16 protein-coding genes and 1 pseudogene are annotated in these 13,708 nt (G+C 61.9%); 5 read left to right on the top strand and 12 right to left on the bottom strand.

Going from position 1 to position 13,708, the window contains the following annotated elements:
- Both FJW04_RS23200 and FJW04_RS23205 read left to right on the top strand, forming a co-directional pair.
- The gene (locus FJW04_RS23200) at positions 1-1,713 is read left to right on the top strand and encodes an ABC transporter ATP-binding protein (protein ID WP_224720451.1); all 1,713 of its coding nucleotides are present in this window, start codon (positions 1-3) and stop codon (positions 1,711-1,713) included.
- A 173-nt stretch (positions 1,714-1,886) separates the two neighbouring features.
- Positions 1,887-2,645, top strand: coding sequence for a DUF3383 domain-containing protein (locus tag FJW04_RS23205; RefSeq protein ID WP_140716947.1), 759 nt, complete (start codon positions 1,887-1,889; stop codon positions 2,643-2,645).
- Here the strand turns inward: FJW04_RS23205 and FJW04_RS23210 are convergent.
- The 12 genes and pseudogenes from FJW04_RS23210 to FJW04_RS23260 all read right to left on the bottom strand — a co-directional run bounded on the left by FJW04_RS23210 (position 2,635) and on the right by FJW04_RS23260 (position 12,491).
- The gene (locus FJW04_RS23210) at positions 2,635-3,231 is read right to left on the bottom strand and encodes a response regulator (protein WP_181173032.1); all 597 of its coding nucleotides are present in this window, start codon (positions 3,229-3,231) and stop codon (positions 2,635-2,637) included. The two genes, FJW04_RS23205 and FJW04_RS23210, sit on opposite strands and share 11 nt — an antisense overlap.
- A gap of 721 nt (positions 3,232-3,952) precedes the next feature.
- Positions 3,953-5,211: pseudogene (locus FJW04_RS23215) on the bottom strand (cation:proton antiporter).
- Positions 5,211-6,593 carry a PQQ-binding-like beta-propeller repeat protein gene (locus FJW04_RS23220; RefSeq protein ID WP_246673999.1) on the bottom strand — a complete coding sequence of 461 codons (1,383 nt, stop codon included), beginning with the start codon at positions 6,591-6,593 and terminating at the stop codon, positions 5,211-5,213. Before FJW04_RS23220 ends, FJW04_RS23215 begins: the two are co-directional and overlap by 1 nt.
- Positions 6,590-7,303 (bottom strand): hypothetical protein, encoded by a 714-nt coding sequence (locus FJW04_RS30160; protein WP_210241318.1) that lies wholly within the window; start codon positions 7,301-7,303, stop codon positions 6,590-6,592. The genes FJW04_RS23220 and FJW04_RS30160 overlap by 4 nt, the downstream gene beginning before the upstream one ends.
- Positions 7,300-7,674 carry a hypothetical protein gene (locus tag FJW04_RS23225; RefSeq protein WP_140663659.1) on the bottom strand — a complete coding sequence of 125 codons (375 nt, stop codon included), beginning with the start codon at positions 7,672-7,674 and terminating at the stop codon, positions 7,300-7,302. The genes FJW04_RS30160 and FJW04_RS23225 overlap by 4 nt, the downstream gene beginning before the upstream one ends.
- A gap of 305 nt (positions 7,675-7,979) precedes the next feature.
- Entirely contained in the window at positions 7,980-8,231 is a 252-nt protein-coding gene (locus FJW04_RS30165; protein ID WP_210241322.1) for a hypothetical protein, read from the bottom strand.
- 6 nt (positions 8,232-8,237) lie between these two features.
- Positions 8,238-9,278, bottom strand: coding sequence for a DUF2184 domain-containing protein (locus FJW04_RS23235; RefSeq protein ID WP_140716949.1), 1,041 nt, complete (start codon positions 9,276-9,278; stop codon positions 8,238-8,240).
- 40 nt (positions 9,279-9,318) lie between these two features.
- Positions 9,319-10,131, bottom strand: a complete 813-nt coding sequence (locus tag FJW04_RS23240; protein WP_181173033.1) for a hypothetical protein — start codon at positions 10,129-10,131, stop codon at positions 9,319-9,321.
- Positions 10,107-10,358: a hypothetical protein gene (locus FJW04_RS23245; protein WP_140663663.1), complete on the bottom strand. Its 252-nt coding sequence runs from the start codon at positions 10,356-10,358 to the stop codon at positions 10,107-10,109. The genes FJW04_RS23240 and FJW04_RS23245 overlap by 25 nt, the downstream gene beginning before the upstream one ends.
- Before the next feature lie 73 nt (positions 10,359-10,431).
- Positions 10,432-10,785, bottom strand: a complete 354-nt coding sequence (locus FJW04_RS23250; protein ID WP_140716953.1) for a hypothetical protein — start codon at positions 10,783-10,785, stop codon at positions 10,432-10,434.
- A gap of 126 nt (positions 10,786-10,911) precedes the next feature.
- The gene (locus FJW04_RS23255) at positions 10,912-11,169 is read right to left on the bottom strand and encodes a hypothetical protein (protein ID WP_140716955.1); all 258 of its coding nucleotides are present in this window, start codon (positions 11,167-11,169) and stop codon (positions 10,912-10,914) included.
- On the bottom strand, positions 11,139-12,491 hold the full coding sequence (locus FJW04_RS23260; protein WP_140716957.1) for a DUF2213 domain-containing protein: 1,353 nt from the start codon (positions 12,489-12,491) through the stop codon (positions 11,139-11,141). Before FJW04_RS23260 ends, FJW04_RS23255 begins: the two co-directional genes overlap by 31 nt.
- Here FJW04_RS23260 and FJW04_RS23265 point away from each other — a divergent pair.
- The 3 genes from FJW04_RS23265 to FJW04_RS23275 all read left to right on the top strand — a co-directional run bounded on the left by FJW04_RS23265 (position 12,459) and on the right by FJW04_RS23275 (position 13,708).
- Positions 12,459-12,737 carry a type II toxin-antitoxin system RelE/ParE family toxin gene (locus FJW04_RS23265; RefSeq protein WP_140663671.1) on the top strand — a complete coding sequence of 93 codons (279 nt, stop codon included), beginning with the start codon at positions 12,459-12,461 and terminating at the stop codon, positions 12,735-12,737. The genes FJW04_RS23260 and FJW04_RS23265 overlap by 33 nt on opposite strands.
- Positions 12,737-13,048: a HigA family addiction module antitoxin gene (locus FJW04_RS23270; protein ID WP_210241319.1), complete on the top strand. Its 312-nt coding sequence runs from the start codon at positions 12,737-12,739 to the stop codon at positions 13,046-13,048. The genes FJW04_RS23265 and FJW04_RS23270 overlap by 1 nt, the downstream gene beginning before the upstream one ends.
- Before the next feature lie 345 nt (positions 13,049-13,393).
- Positions 13,394-13,708, top strand: a complete 315-nt coding sequence (locus tag FJW04_RS23275; RefSeq protein WP_140716959.1) for a hypothetical protein — start codon at positions 13,394-13,396, stop codon at positions 13,706-13,708.

Here is a 13,708-nt window from a genome sequence, read left to right on the forward strand (position 1 = left end):
GTGCGCAGGCAGCTGCCGCAATTCATCATCCTCGCCGTGCTGGTGATATCGGCCGCGTCCTGCGCTGTCGCCATCCAGTACGTGATGAAGGTGCTCGTCGACGCGATGGCGGGCCCACGCGAAGGCTCAGCCGCGCAGACAGCGCTCGCCATTTTCATCAGCCTCATCGCGGTGGAGAGCATCCTCTGGCGTCTCTGCGGCTGGCTCGGCTGCAAAGCGACCCTCGCGATCGGCGTTCAGATGCGGCTCGATCTGTTCGACTTCCTGAACGGTCAGCCGATGAAGTACTTCGCCGAGAACCTGGCGGGTTCCCTTGGCCAGCGGGTTACCGCGACCGCGGGCAATTTCGGCGCCCTGACCAACATCGTCATCTGGCGGGTCGCGCCGCCGGCTGTCGACTTCATCGGCACCGTCATCGTGTTCACGGTCGTCGACTGGCGGATGGCGGTGGCCCTGGCGTCCGCGGTCGTCGTTATCATGGGCGGCCTGCTTGCCTTCGGGGAACGTGGAAAGCACCTGCACCGCACATATGCATCTTATGCGAACGAAGTCGGTGGAAGCCTGATCGATGTCATCACCAACATGTGGTCTATCAAGGCGTTCTCAGCCCGGTCACGCGAGCACGCAAGGCTGGCAGCGAGCTTTCGAGCCGAAGCCGATGCCCAGCGTGACAGCTGGATGTACACGGAAAAAGCGCGCCTCATCCACGACATTGCACTTTGGGTCATGGCCGGCGGCATGCTCGCCTGGGCGGTCCGGCAATGGAGCCGGGGGGAAATCACGCCCGGCGACGTGGTCCTGGTCAGCGCCTTGACGTTCCGCATTCTTCACGGGTCGCGCGACATGGCGTTGTCGCTCGTCGACATGGTCCAGCATTTCGGGTTCATCGAGGACACGTTGCGCATCATCGGCCAGCCGCAGACCGTGGTCGACCTTCCGGGGGCGCCGGCAATCCGTCCGCATGGCGGGGCGATCGAGTTCCGCAAGGTTTCTTTCACCTACGGCACCGAGGTCGATGCGATCCACAACCTCGACCTGTCCATCCCCGCGGGCCAGAAGGTCGGTATCGTCGGTCCGTCCGGAGCGGGCAAGTCGACTTTCGTCCACCTGCTTCAACGGCTCTACGACGTTCAGGGCGGCCAGATCTTGATTGACGGCCAGCCGATTGCCTCGGTCACACAGGATAGTCTGCGCGAAGCGCTGGCCGTCGTGCCCCAGGAGATCCTGCTGTTTCACCGGACCGTGATGGAGAACATTCGGTTCGCCCGTCCCGAGGCCAGCGATGAAGAAGCCCGCGCCGCTGCCCGGGCCGCTCACTGCGAGGCGTTCATTTCAAGACTGCACGAGGGCTATGACACGGTGGTCGGGGAACGGGGGGTGAAGCTCTCCGGTGGCCAGCGGCAAAGAATCGGGATTGCCCGGGCATTCCTGAAAGCCGCTCCGGTCATCGTTCTCGACGAGGCTACGTCTGCCCTGGATACCGAGTCCGAACTGGTGATCCAGGCCTCGCTGGTCAAGATGTTCCGCGATCGCACGGTGATCGCCGTCGCGCATCGCCTTTCCACGCTTTCCAGCTTCGACCGCATCTTGGTGATGAATGGGGGGCGCGTTGTCGAGGATGGCAACGCGGCGGAGCTCAGAGCTCATGGCGGTCTATTTGCCCGCATGTGGAGGATGCAGGCCGAAGGCCTCACCCTTGACGCGGCTGAATGAAATGCAATTAGGCGAATTCAAAGCATGCAGAAGACCCTATAGCATTCGATTGTGAGGCAACCCCGCATCGCTAACCCCTTCACGAAATCAGAACACCGGCACCGCCTGCAAGGGAATGATCACCATCACAGGCCTCCTGCTGGCAGGCCAGACGAAGTTTGGAATGCCGCTAGTTGCGGGCCGGTCACCTCTCCGGCGCCACAAGCTTCTCGGCTGCGGCTGCGGTGCTCCAGGCTGACCTCAACGCCACGCTGGCCTCGGTCGCGTCGGTGACTGGTGCGATCGCGCCGACAACGGCCGCTGTGGTCGCGTCGATCGCCGGCCACGTCATGACCGTTACCGGCGTCACCTCGGGTACGCTTGTGGCCGGTGCTGTCCTGTCCGGAGCCGGTGTCGCGGCGGGGACGGCGATCACCAATCAGCTGTCGGGCACGCCGGGCGGCATTGGCGAGTATGCGGTCTCGATCGCACAGATCGTCGCCAGCGAGGCGATCTCGGCGACCTATGGCACGCTCACGGTCACTGCGATCGCTTCCGGTACCCTGTCGGTTGGCCAGACCCTTGGCGGTGCCGGCGTGAGCGCAGGCACGCGCATCACGCAGCTCGGCAGCGGTCGGGGCCTTGCCGGCACCTATTTCGTCAACCTGACGCAGACGGTGGCGAGCGGCACGGTCACCGGTTCCGCGACGCCGCTCGGTGTCTCCTTCGAGTCCGTGGCTGGCGGCTTCGTCATCACCTCCGGCATAGCCGGCGAGCCGTCGAGCACGGCTTTTGCGACCGGCACGATTTCGGACGATCTCTTCCTCACCCAGGCGACGGGCGCGGCGCTCTCGCAGGGCGCCGATGCAACGACCCCCGCCGCCTTCATGAACGGCATCATCACCCTTCCTCCGGCCCCTGGCTTGGGCTCGAAGGATAGATTCAATGCATGAGATTTGCGCCATGGGTGTTCGCCATCTCTCGCATGATCTCGTTGAGCCAGTTCTCCGTGGACTGACCGAGTTGCCTATAGTCGACGTCTCGGATGGCTTGCTCAAGCGTCCGCTCGACCAGCCGGTCAGATGCGTTTACGTCTCCCAGCAACAGACGCGCTGCGAGGCGCAGTTTGGGCAACAGTGTGAAGACGTCGTCTGGCGGAGGGGGCACGGAGGTGTCCGCGTGTTCAGACAGTTGTGCGGGGAAAAGTGCGTGTAGCACGGCCTTGCTGCCTGATGATTTCCGCAAATTGCTGGCGTGGCGAAGATGTTCGGGAATAGGGATGTCGTCGTCGCCACTGAAGAAGACGAACGGGATTCCTCGGCGCATCAACTTGTCCGCAATCGGGAACACGTGTCGACCGTTGAGATTGACGTCCAGGATTGCGGCTTCGGCTTGATCGGTATGTTCAGACGCCTGCTCGACGCTCGCCGCAGGTCCGAGAACAATGGCGCCCATATTGCTGAAAAACTCCGCAAGCTCTCCCGAAATCGACCATTCGTCCTCGACAATCAGAATGTGCAGCCCCCGCAATTCGCGCACGTCCTCATCCTTTCTTCGACGGGAGTTCAGGGTGCAGAGAAGCTAGTTCCCACTCTCTGTCATCCAGCGCCGCCTGCAATTGTTTCGCAAGCACCAGCATGCGAACTGGGACGGGCCCTGGGTCTAGACATTCGATTGATCGAGTCGCTTCCCGCGCCCTTGTTGCCAGGGGCTTCAGGCCAGCGGAGCGTTTTGTCATTTGAACCACCACGGGAATAACTTTTAACGTCTTACCCGCTGTCTCGTTCCATTTGGGCCGAATGCGACAAATTCGGCGCGTTTCCGAGCGCAACGCACGGTCAGCATACTGAGGGAAACCACGTCAGACGGACTTGAACTGCATTGAGAGCGCGGCGGGCCTCCTGTTCCTCCAGGTTTGACCACGGGTTCGGGCTCAGACTGATGTTGGATGCGCTCCCTGTGGAGTTCGGCAATGCCATTTGATCCGCGACCTTCCGGAATCGCTTGCCACGGTGCGCGGCCGAGAGCACGACCGTCACCGTGCGGATGAGATGTTGAGCGTAGTTCGCCTCGCATTCTTGCGCTCGCACCCGCTCAGCCTTCTTCGCTCGACGTGCGCTGGGTTCGCAAAATGGTGCATCGCGGTCTGGTGGACAGGCATGCGCCCGCCGCCCGGTGCTGTCCGAGTTGCATCGTCTTTCCAGCACTGCTGACATCACAGCGCCTGAGCAGTCGAAACCCGAGAAGGCTACCGGCTTCTTTACCCGCCGCTGCGGTCGCGTGTAGCCGAAGCCGCGCTTTCGGCGGTCAGCCCCAAGCGTCTGATAACCCACGGCATGGTCAACCCTTGAACAAAGATGGAAAAGGCAACGACTGCGAACGCGGCAACGACTATTTGACTGCGCTCGGCGACGTTTTCAGGAAGGGCCAGCGCCAGGGCCAGAGCAAGGGCACCGCGCAGCCCGCCCCAAACCAAAACATGCTGGTAGCTTGCATCCACCTTCAGGGACGTCGCAGCAAGGAGGGCACAGAAAGGATAGATAGCCAATGTCCTGCCAACCAGCACGAGCATGATGGCGACCGCCGAGGTGCCTGAAAATATCCCAAGTGGCTGATGGGCTTCATGGCCACCGATCAATATGAACACGATCGAATTCGCCAGAAAGGCCGCGTACTCCCAGAACGCCAGAACGTGACTTCTGGCGTTGGCGGAAATCGCGCCTTTCCACCCTACGTTGCCGACAATCAAGCCTGCGGTGAGAGTAGCCAGCACGCCCGACATGCCAAGATCCTCCGCAAGCAGAAACGAACCATAGGCCGCAATCGTCGTCAGGGTTATTTCAATGCTCCTGAGGCAATCCCACCCGCGATAGTCCACAACAGCGATCCAGCAACGCTAAGGGGCGTCGCCTCGGCGCCTGCCGCGATTCCGGCCAAGATGCCGAAGCCAACTGCGGCTGCGCCGTCGTTGAGCAGACTTTCCGATTCGACAAGAAGAGCGAGGCGGGGCTGAACCTTCATTTCCTTAAAGGCCGCGATGACCGACACCGGATCCGTCGCTGCTATCAGCACGCCGAACAGCCCCGATCCGATCCAAGTCCATCCGAGCAGCAAATGCATGCCAGCCGCGACCACTGCGGCGGCGATCGCGACCCCAGGAAAAGCGAGCAGAACCGTGACCGGCAGGTCCAGTCGAAAATGACGCCATTCGATCGCAAGTGCCGCCTGGAAAATCAGCGGCGGCAAAAACACGGTGAAAATCAGATCCCGGCTGAGGGGGAGTTCGGCAACGCCGGGCATGAAGCCAAGGGCGATACCCGCCGCAACGAGCCCGACACTGTAGGGAAGTTCCAGCCGTCTGGATATCATCGCCACCAAAGAAGCGGTGAGCAAGATCATCCCCAGTGTGAGGATTGGAAGATCATTCATAGCGGCCTCAGATAAGGTCCGATCACACAAGTAGCGCTCTGACGTCGTACTGGACCGCCGACCAACCTCACCGGTGGTGGCGTTGGACATCACGGCCCGGGAAGGGCATAAGCGGCAACCTGATCGCCGACCTGGTCCTTCAGAATGGTGTTCCCGCCGGCCACGAACACCACGTACTCGCGGCCGCGGTACTCGTACACCGCAGGATTGGCCACCGCGGGCGCCTGGACGATGTCGGACCACAGTTCCTGTCCGTTCGCGAGAGAATAGGCGCGCACCTTCGCGTCCATCGAACCCCCGATGAATATCAAACCACCCGCCGTCACGGCGGGGCCACCGATCGTCACCGAGCCGAGGGATTCAGGCATATAGAAGCCCCACTTCTGCGATGCTCCCATCGGCCGGCGCCATTTGACGTCGCCGGTGGTCATGTCGATGGCGGCGATTTCTCCGAAGGGGGGTGCCCAGCACGGCATGCCAAGCCAGTTGAGAGCGTTGTGCAGCGACATGCCGTAGGGTGCGCCCTCTTGCGGATAGTAGCCCTGCTCATTGCCGGAATCGCCGGCGAGCCGTTGGTATTCATCGCGCGGATAGAGCTTGATGGATTGGACGACATGCGAGAAGTTGACCACCGCCGTTTGGGTGCTTGGATCGAAACCGACCCCGCCCCATTGCACTCCGCCCGCCGAATCCGGGTAGGCCAGCACGCCCTCGCCCTTGTGTGTCGGCGGGCTGTACATGCCACGATAGGAGAGGTTGTCCCATAAGCGGGAGCACTCGCCCAGGCCGACGACATCAGCTATTCGCCAGATGGGTGGCTTTTTGGACTGGTCCAGCAGCGGTGCGGGTTTGGTGGGGAACGGCTGCGTGGGAGCGTAGACTTCCCCTTGGACGCTGCCGTCGCCGCCCGGTACAGGGCGTTCATCGATCGGCCAGACGTCTTTTCCGGTGCGCCGGTCGACGACGAACAGAAAGCCCATCTTCGTCGCCTGCATGAGGGCAGGAATTTGTTTGCCCGCCACGGTGATGTCCATAAGCGTAGGCGCCGAGTTGATGTCGTAGTCCCAGATGTCGTGATGGACCCACTGTCGTGACCAGACGACCTTGCCGGTTTCAAGATCTAGTGCGGTGGTGGACGTCGCAAGCGGTATCGGGTCGGCACGATTGCCGCCCCAGTAGTTCGGCGATGGGCTGGAGACCGGGAGGTAAACAAGCCCGAGCCCTTCGTCCACGGACATTGCGGTCCAGACGTTGGCGGTCCCAGTACGTTTTGCGATCTGCGCCGGCAGCGACGAGAACGACCACTGTCGCGCGCCCGTCTGAGGATCCAGCGAGAAAACCGTGCCGGGGGGAGCCTCGGCATAGGCCCAATCCTTTCCAGCCCAGCCGAGGATGACGTGGTCGCCGGCCACGGTGGGCGGCTGCAATAGGGAAAGCGGGTACTTGGCGTTGATGTCGTTCCACTGGTTCACATCCAATACGCCACCCGAGCCAAATTTCTTGCAGAGCTGTCCGGTATCGGCATCGAGCGCAGGTGCGCATCCATGGTGCCTAGATAGACAATCTTCTGACAGCCCTCGCCCGCCACGGCATTCTTGCTCTGCAAGTAAGCAACGCCACGGTTTTTCAGGGCCGGCTGCGTCAAGGCCTTGAGAGTGGATTTGGACTCGAATTTCCATTTGATCGCCCCTGTGCCCGGGTCGAGCGCAAGCACCCCATAGAAGGGGGTCCCAATATAAAGGGTGTCATTGGCGAAAATGGGGGTTGCGGACCAGACCGACGGTGGCAATGCGCCCGATCCGTCTGACATATCGCCAGTATGCAACTCCCATACTTTGCGGAGCGAACCGACGTTCTCTGCGGTAATCTGTGTAAGCGGAGAGTACTTCTGGCCATTGAGCTGGCCGTGAAAGCTGTTCCAGGTCGGCTGTGGCGGGATCAGCGGGATTGGCTTGGGCTCAGGGAGCGGGGCTGTTGCCGCCTCCTCCGGCGAGCCTGCTTCCCCGGCCGAAGGGCTGGCGCTCCCGCTGCTGTCCTTCGGCTGACTGCCGGCATCCGGTATGCCGCCCGGTTGTGACGCGGGTGAAGTATTGTCATTCTGGGCAGAGACGGAATGAATGCCAAGCCCCAGCAACAGAAAGACGGCAAATGCCAGGCTCGAGCCGAAGACGGCAGTTCTCATCGGGACGTATCCTGAATGTTGGTCTGACGGAAACCCAGGGTGATCAACAGCCCAGCCAGCACAACGGAAACGGCCGCCACGAGCCACCAAGCGTGGAGAAAGATGGCCGCAATGAATGTGCCGAGTGCTCCTAGAAGGCCCAAGACCCACGCTAGGGTGAAAACGACACCACCTCTTCTGAAGCGCAGTACAAGCCCATCCAGCGCAAGAGCCAGGCTGGCGACGAGCACGAGCATGGCTCCGGGGGTTCCGGTTACCCCAGTCAGCGGGGTGGCGAAGTAATAGAACGCGATTGCGAATGCCAGTACCGCCGCTGTGATGACGACGAGCGGGCCACGATGACTAGTGTTCGGCAGTAGTTGGGTTTTCATGAAGGTTCCTGCGACGTTTCTTAAGCGACCGGTTTCGTAAGCGACCGTCCGCGGGGGGGCGTCTTGCGATACGAAGCACGTCGCTAACCCGAGCTCAGCCGGTATGTTCCAACCTCCGCTTCACCATCGCGTGAGCGGCGGACGCGCCAGGGAAATGCGGTTTTTGACATTCTCCGGTCTGGATTGCCTTTCCGGCCTCAACTTCGCGGGCATCATACCACCCAGATATGTGCATACGCTTCAGCACTGGGCGGCTTTCGCACCTCACGAGGCCGGGAGTATAGGGGAGCAATGTGGCGCGGAATTCATCCCAAAGCGGCAACGAACAATGTGGCGCGCAATTCACCCCAAGGCTGGCAGCCGACTATCCGAAAGCCGCTGTCGGAAAGAGCCGCGGCAGGAAGGGCGAGCGCCTGGCGATCGAGCCGGGTCGCCCCTCGCAACGACTGGCGCTCGATGGCGTGATCGGAGCGCACGGCAAGCGCCAGCCGCCGGCGTACGTGAGCGTGCTCGAGTTTGCGCAGTTCAACGACCGAGCCATGCCGTCGCGTTGGCAAGCGCCCTTAGACGCCAACCATCTGGGAAATGCCCATGGGCTGTCGAATTATGGCACCCCAGGTGCCGCTGGTCATCTTCTTTTTCCACGAAGACAGCGCGCGCACGATCGGGTGAGCGCGGAGCTTTTCGTTGAAGGCGCAATAACCCGTCTGCTGGCCATCGATCCCATCCGCAATGAACTGTACTTCATTGCCGGCAGCGATGCCGCCCGGGTTGATAGCGGTTTGCCCCCTATATTGCACCGCTGAAACCACGCGAAGGTTCGGAAAATTCTTCTTGAGCAAATCCTCGACATTGACGTTGAACGAGTTCGTCGCGGTCATCGCGAGCTGAGATTCCGGCGACATGGCCAGTGTCATCTTGGTGTTCTGGTCAACCAGGCCGGCGGTTTGGGTGACGAGCTGGAGCCAGAGCGACTGGAGGTCGGCATAGATTTCGTTCGCAGTCGCGACGATCTGGCCATTGTTGATCCACTTCACGCCCCTATAAGCTTTCGGGGACGGGGTAATCGGCGCGGCGAGGTTCGGATCATTGAGAAGGCCGAAGTTCTGCAGGCCCTGCACGCCCTTAAAGTAGGTGGTGTTCAGAAAGCGGTGAAGCACCGTCACGCCGGCGGCGTCGACCTCGCCGACCCAATTGACGCGGCCAAGACCGGCACGCTCGATTTCCAGCTCGCCGTATTCGGAGATCGTCTGGAAGAGATAGGACTGGCGCTGCGGCCAGTTCATGTTCGCGCCGGCTCGGCCGTTGTCGTTGTAATCGCCGTAGCTCGACACTTCACTAGTCTGCTCGATGACGGGGAACATCGCCGTCTGGTCGATCCAGGTGCCCTTCCGGGTTTCGCCGAAGATCTCGGCGGCCTTAGTGGGGGCAAAGAGGATGCGGTAGACCTCTGGGTCGACCAGCGTGGTCAGGAATGCCGGAATGCCGGCATTCGACGCCGTCGCCAGGGAGGGCTGCGCATCCATCGCAAGATGGTTGGTGCGGAAAGCCTCGACGATGTAGGCTCGTGCTTCGGGAAGATAGATGCCGGCCTGCTCGAACATGGGGCGATGCTGCGTCCACGTCGCGGCGGCCTGATTATAGTCATGGAATTGCATTGTGGTTCTCCTCAACAGACCGCCGCTTCACGGCGCATTGGTTCGAGGTTGATGGGAAAGGGTTTAGCCCTGCGGCCAGGAAGTGATTTTCATCAGCTCGCCCGGTTGGGCAAATGAACGCACGGTCCACTTGGTCTCGACGTTGGTGGCTGCGGTGAGAGCCGCAGCATTGACGACGGTTGACGTCCCCGGCATATGTTCCGACTCCGCCGGTAGGGCCGGTGAGCTGCTGGGTGAGCGTGGTGACGGCGGTGATGCCGGCGCCAGTGAGCGTGTCGCCGTTGCCGAAGACGCCAACGACGTTGCCGCCAGCCGTGAACACGCCATAGGTGCCGGCAATCACGGTGCCCGGGTCGACATTCTGGTCAGGGATCGACACCGCATAGGTGCCGGTCTTGCCCAGTGAACCGTCGATTTCGGCGCTGGTGAGCTGCTGCACGATCTTGGTGCCGTTCGCCACGTCGGTACCGGAGATGGTGGTGCCTGAGTAGATCGTGCCGGAGTTGAGAGCGGAGACAGTTAGCACGTTGCCGACGATCGAAGCGACAAAGCCGCTGGTTGCGGCGGCGATCGAGCCGGCCGAGGTGGTTGCGCCATTCGGCGTGACGGTCGGAGCGGCCGTAGACCTGCCATCGGCATAGTTGGCATAGACCTTCTGGCCGTACAGTGCCGGGGTGGCGCCGGAGTTCTTCACCCAGAAGTCGCCTTTGTTGAAGACGGTGATGGGGAAGCCGGCCGGAACCAGCATGGTCGATTCCTGCAGGTAGACCTCGATCAGGCCCTGCTGCTCGCGGTGCACGACGCCGGCGACGGGCCCGGTACCAAAGGGTTGACCACGGCCGGCGCATTGTCGCTGTCGAGCTGGGCATAGTTCAGCCAGGCAAAGCGGCCGACGATCGCGCCCAGCGCACCGCATACCAGCGCGCCAGCGGCGGCCAGGATCGTGCTGCGGGGGTTGCTGGAAGCGAAGTCGCCCTCAACGGCGGGGGCGGGATTGTAGGCGACCTGCGTCTGAAAGCCAGACATGGGCGGTTCTCCTCATAAAGCAGCCGGCATGTTGGCCGGCTCGAAGGGGTTTCTAGCAATTTAGGCCGCTCGCTTAGAGCGACTTGACAATGTGGGACTTGGCTGCCGGGAACATCCCGTGGAACAAGCTGACGCCTGCAGCGTCCATGGCGACACGGGCGGGCTGCTGCGCCTGGCCGGCGCCAGGCAGAGGCTGGGCCTTAAGGATGGCCGGCAGTGCCGAGGGATGAACTCCGTCGATATTGACGCCTAGCGACGTGAGCGCGGTGCGATAGACGGCATCGGCGCTGTCGTGAGCCATGGCGAGCTTACCGATGTAGGGGCGCACGGCCTCTTCCGCAGCGCGAACCTGGGCGGACTCTTCGCGGGCCTCGCGCTTGGCGCGATCGACAGCAGCCGAAACCGCAGCGGCGATCGCCGTGTCCATGGCCTTCTTGTCGACCTTGTCATCGTCGTCATCGTCCTTCTCCGCGTCTTCGGCGGCTTTCTTCTTTTTGTCCTCTTCCTCGACGGCGTCGTCTTCGGCCTGTTTCTTCTTGGCCTCTTCGTCGTCCTAGTCCTCTTCGTCGTTGGCTTCCTTCACCTCGACCCCGTCGAGCGCGACCAGGAGCGCCTCGAGATCGTCGAGCTTGGCGTCAGCGCCCAGCTTGCCCTTGGTCGCCTTGCCGACCGCCTCGATGATGGCGGGCCGCTTGGCCTTGAAATTCTTGGCGGTGATGTCGGCCAGAACCGGGCGCAGATCGATCTTCTGATCGGCGGCCAGCTTGGGCATGACGTGGGCTAGGATCGCGCCGTGGGCGACGGACGCCATGCGCGAAGCAGAGCTGTTTTCTTCATCGTGTTGATCTCCTGTTTGCTGTCGCCGACCACAACATCAGGCCCGGCGCGGCCTTCCTCAACCAAGGCGACGTGATTGGCGGAAATGTCCCGCATCACGCCGTCGTAGGATTCTCCAGCCAGCGTGCCGGGCGTCATGTCGGCCCGGTAGCGATAGCTGCTCGATAGTTCTTTCTGCCGATCCGATTCGATCAGCGCGATTGCAGCGCCATCCCAGATGCTGAGCGGCGCCATGAGGTACGGCGCATGGAACTCGACGGCATCGCCCAGAGCCCCGACAACGGCTTCGCGCGGGTGTTCCTTGGCGCTGACTGGAATGTGCTTGAGCAAGAGCGGCTTGCCGACGAAGGACGGGGCGGCCTTGGCCAGCTCCTCCGCATTGCGATAGAGGCGGTAGACCCGCTCGGGATCCAGCCCCAGCGCTTCGAAAGCCGGGATCTCGCGGCCGTAATAGGGGCAAACGTTGGCCTTGGAGATCGGCGTCATCTCGACGCGCAGATGACCGTCCTGGTCGAACACGCGCACGCTGTTGCGATCCATCGCCAGTGCGTCGTTGGCCTGCTTCGGCCGCGCAACGCCGGTACCCTCGCATTCGTCGCAGACGATCCCAGGACCGGCGAGTTCACCGGTGCCACCGCAAAGCGGGCAATCGGCGGCTGCGATGCCCTCGTCCTTCGTCCATTTCACGAAGTTGGAGCGCAGCTGATCCCACGCCTCGGGAGCCATGTCTGCGGCGATGCCAAGACGCTCGCCCAGCATGTCGCGCAGCCCCGGATGCACCGGCTCAGGCAGCGAGCCCAGAGGGGCCCAGGCATATCCGGAGTGCTCCGCTGACAGCCTGGGCTGGAACTTCTCGACCACCGGCTGCGCATACGTGTAGTGCAGCCAGCCTTGTGGCGTAGGGCGCACGTCCAGCAGTTTCGCGGGGCCGGCCTCCAGGAACATCTCAGGCCCTGTCGCTTCCTCTCCCGTCTCGCGCGTGGCCGTCTGGAGCGGCGTTTCGCCTTCCTCAGACTTGCCGCCGGGCCAGCACCAATGGCCGGGCCAGTTGGTGTCGGTCGATGAGCGGCGCAGCACCAGGACATCGCCATCGGGCGCGACCAACATCAGCGAGGCGGGTTGGCCGGCACTGTCCTTGCCGACGAACTCATCGCCGATAGGCTTCGGAATGCCGAGCGTGGACATCAGATCAATTTCCTGTAATGTAAGGCCGCGCCTCACAAAATTGTTGACTTGGAATGTGTAAGGCGTTACCTTACAAACATGCTCAAGTCTTTCCGAAACAAAGCCCTGCAACGCTTCTTCGAGACCGGCAGTCCGCGCGGTCTCAGCGTGCAAGACGACAAGCGTGTCGCCCGCATCCTTCGGGCCTTGGAAGCAGCCTCAAAGCCGGAAGACATGGACCTTCCCGGCTATCGCTTCCACGGCCTTTCGGGCGATCAGAAGGGGCGCTATTCTGTTCGAGTGAACGGAAATTGGCGCATCACCTTCGGTTTTGACGGCGAAGACGTTATCGAGGTCGAACTAGAGGATTACCACTGATGAACATGGCACCCATCAAGCGCGGCCTGCCCGCGATGCATCCCGGAGAGCTTCTGCGCGAGGACGTCATCCCGGCGCTCGACAAGTCGAAGACCGAGATCGCCAAGCTGCTCGGCATTTCCCGGCGCACGCTCTACGACATCCTGGACGAAAAGCAGCCCGTCACGGTCCCCATGGCGTTGCGCCTCGGCAAGCTGGTTGGCAACGGTCCGGTGCTCTGGCTCAACCTCCAGCGCAACTATGATCTGGAACAGGCCGAGAGGGCGCTCAGCGCCGAGATCGAGGCGATCCCGACGCTGACCGCGGCGTGAGGCGCATGGCAACCGATCGGTTGGACCGTCTGGCAATTTTTCTAGCGGCAGGGACAGGCGTTCTGTCTCGGTGCGTTGCTGGCGCCGGCGATGGTGAACCAGCGAATTCAATGGGAAACACTCGCGACCGGCAATCTGGCCATTGCTGCTGCGGCGTAGTCTGTGCGTGCGGCTATGAAGCTGGACCGTGAGCAGGGACGCCGCCACTACGACACTCAACGGTTAACGCTGCGGGCAGACCGAGCGAGTGCCGCCCGTGCAGCTTATCTGGCCGGCGACTTCTTCGACATGACGTACTTGGCCGAAGTTGATTAGCTTCTCGCTGACGCTGGACCGGAAACGGTGATGGCGTCCAATGCGAGACTCGTTCAGCGGGCTCGAGATTGGAAAGTAGACATCCGAGGCAAGTTGAACTCTGTCCTCATCACCGAGGCCAGGCCGCTCTTCGACCCGATGACAGCGGTGCACTACGACACCCTCGAACAGTTATCGGACGAGATCGAACATCCGCTGGACGCGCTTGATGCTGTGGGCGCTTTCGAAGATGTCGAGCTGATGCTTGACCGGCGCTCTGCCGTCGTCACGGTGATGGAAGACATTCGCGCACACCTTAAAATGTTCGCTGACGACCTTGCGGAACTTGGGCAGACCTTTTTGTAG

This window comes from Mesorhizobium sp. B2-7-3, assembly GCF_006440715.1.
Lineage (GTDB): Bacteria > Pseudomonadota > Alphaproteobacteria > Rhizobiales > Rhizobiaceae > Mesorhizobium > Mesorhizobium australicum.